General features: G+C 32.4%; 3 protein-coding genes and 1 pseudogene. 2 read left to right on the top strand and 2 right to left on the bottom strand.

Annotated elements, in window-relative coordinates; translation table 11 throughout:
• On the top strand, nt 1-473 hold a 473-nt coding region (locus AC1DJR_RS27995; protein ID WP_477004047.1), incomplete at its 5' end, for an aldehyde dehydrogenase family protein.
• 120 nt (nt 474-593) lie between these two features.
• On the opposite strand, the pseudogene AC1DJR_RS27990 reads toward AC1DJR_RS27995, so the two are convergent.
• Nucleotides 594-785 (bottom strand): annotated as a pseudogene (locus AC1DJR_RS27990) (DUF1694 domain-containing protein); the annotation flags it as partial.
• 146 nt (nt 786-931) lie between these two features.
• Between AC1DJR_RS27990 and AC1DJR_RS27985 the strand changes: the two are divergent.
• On the top strand, nt 932-2,065 hold the full coding sequence (locus tag AC1DJR_RS27985; protein ID WP_477004046.1) for a BA2291 family sporulation histidine kinase: 1,134 nt from the start codon (nt 932-934) through the stop codon (nt 2,063-2,065).
• 33 nt (nt 2,066-2,098) lie between these two features.
• On the opposite strand, the gene AC1DJR_RS27980 is transcribed toward AC1DJR_RS27985, so the two are convergent.
• A partial coding sequence (locus AC1DJR_RS27980) for a DUF4397 domain-containing protein (RefSeq protein ID WP_477004045.1) occupies nt 2,099-2,806 on the bottom strand: 708 nt, incomplete at its 5' end.

The raw sequence follows: 2,806 nt of genomic DNA, 5'->3' as shown, positions 1-2,806 counted from the left end.
AAACAGATGTATCAGCACTTATTTCAAAAAAAGATGTAGAACGTATAAATTCATGGGTGGAAGAGGCAGTTAAGGAAGGAGCTAATGTTGTATACGGTGGTAACAAACGTGATGCAAGGATTTTTGAACCAACTGTATTAACAAATGTTCCAGATTATGTATCTGTTCAGTGCCAAGAAGTATTTGGTCCACTTATGACTGTAAATACATTTAAAGAATTTGATGAGGCTTTAGAACAAGTAAATAATTCACGTTATGGATTACAAGCAGGTGTATTTACAAACAATCTATGTAAAGCAATGCGTGCAATTGATGAATTAGAAGTCGGTGGTGTCATGATTAATGATATTCCAACGTTCAGAGTAGATCATATGCCTTATGGCGGTGTGAAAGAGAGTGGCACAGGCCGTGAAGGGATTAAATATGCAATAGAAGAAATGACAGAAATGAAATTAGTGTGTATTAAAAAATAAAGTAGATCGAGCTTAAACACCGCAATAAAAAACGAGCAGGATATGTTTACGATTCCATACTCGTTTTTTATTGTTTGTTTTACGTTTCTCGGAACGATTTCATTTAATCAAGTGTACCTTTTACTTCATTTCTTGTTTGAAAATATCATCTTCGACATAAATATGTTCTTTATCTACAGCAGTGCTATGAGAGAGTACTAAACCGATTGGTGTTTCAGTACCTTTATTTTGAACAATTGTAAAAGGAATATTTTTTTCAGTTGCTAATTTAATGTATTTTGATAAATGTGGGTAAGCAATGCTTCCATTTAGAGAGAAAAGGGATATATGAATAAAACTTATTTAAATAAGAAAGGAAAAATAAATTTTATCAACAGAAATTAACAAAATGTGACAACAATCTATTAACGAAATGTATTTTTTGTGTTAATATTCAAAATATAAAGGGTATTCGTCGTATGGAAATGGAGGGAATGGAGGTTTTTCCAATCGATAAGGATATTAAAGAAGTATTTTGTTCGCACTTGAAAAACAACAGGCACCAATTCGTAGAGAACTGGAAAAACAAAATGATAATTTCCGAAAAAGATCCATTTAAACAAGAGGTAGTTCAAAATGGAGCGAATTTATTAGAGTTAATTATCGAACTTATTATGGAAGATAAAGACATTAATTATCTTCAGCCATTATGTGAGAAAATTGCCATTGAGCGTGCAGGGGCAGATGCGAATATTGGAGATTTTGTTTACAATGCAAATGTGGGAAGAAATGAACTTTTTGAAGCAATGTGCGAATTGGATGTAAGCGCTCGTGAACTGAAACCGATTATGGCCAAAATACATACTTGTTTTGACAAATTAATTTATTATACCGTTTTAAAATACTCAGAAATTATATCGAGGAATTTAGAAGAAAAACAGCAATATATAAATGAAACACATAAAGAAAGGCTTACGATTCTAGGGCAAATGTCGGCTAGTTTTGTRCATGAATTTCGTAATCCGCTAACTTCGATTATGGGATTTGTAAAGTTATTGAAGACAGATCACCCTAATCTATCGTATTTAGATATTATTTCACATGAATTAGATCAATTAAATTTTAGGATTTCGCAATTTTTACTTGTATCGAAAAAAGAAATGTGGAATGAATCTGAACGTTTTTTGGTAAATGACTTATTTCAAGATATTATACAATTCTTATATCCAAGTTTAGTTAATGCAAATGTTTTGATTGAAAAGAATTTGCCGTATCCTATTCCACTCGTTGGTTACCGGAGTGAAGTGAAGCAAGTAGTTTTAAATATTTTAATGAATTCGATTGATGCTCTTGAATCGGTGAAAGAAGAGCGGAAAATTATCATTGATGTATTTGAAGAGGATCAGGCTGTTCGCATTGTTATAAAAAATAATGGACCTATGATTCCAGCAGACAATGTAGAGACCATTTTTGAGCCATTTGTAACTACTAAAAAGCTAGGAACTGGTATTGGACTATTTGTATGTAAACAAATTGTAGAAAAACATAAMGGATCCATATTGTGTCGTTCGGATAACGATTGGACAGAATTTCAAATTACGTTTCAAAAGTAAACAGTCTACACCATGCGAATGGTGTAGACTGTTTTAATTTGTAAGTATAACGGTCTCTAATTTTGGATCCTCAGTTGAATAACCAACTATTGAAATTGTGTAAATTGTATTTGGTTCAACGTTGAATTTTGGAATGGTTAATAGTACTTTTTTTGTATCAGCAAGTGAAACTTCAATATCTGCTGTACCAGGGCTAACTTGTAAAAAATCTGTTATTTGCTTAAAGAGTACATTTTCAAATAAATGATCCCCATCTTTTAAATTTACATTTACAACTGGAGTGTCTGGTGAAAAATGTGCAAACCGTATTTTTGCTTGACCAGATGGTAAATGAGTATTATCAAGAATGGGTTGTAATTGGAGATGATTATCGCTATTGACCGCTGCAAGGGTATAAGTGTGATTCCCCATTATTGGTACTAATGCTGAAAATATTGGAGTTTCGTTTCCGACAGGGACAATATCAATACGGTATTTACCTTGCACTAATGATAAATACGGACTGAATTGTTTAAAAGAAATATTTTTAATAACCTTTTGTCCGTTTATTATAATATCAACTGCTGGTGTATGGGGAGCTGTGTGGAAGATTCTCATATGTGACGGTAAAGTCGCTTCTTGTGAATCTCTCTTTTCATATGCTTGTACAAGTTTTGTAATTGCATCATAGTATTTCATATAGAGTTCTACATATCTTTTAGGATTGCTATATTGATAGTAACGAGCGAGCTGTTCGTAACG

This window comes from Bacillus sp. 05T31, from assembly GCF_056396725.1.
This window is presented reverse-complemented; position numbering and strand designations above follow the sequence as displayed.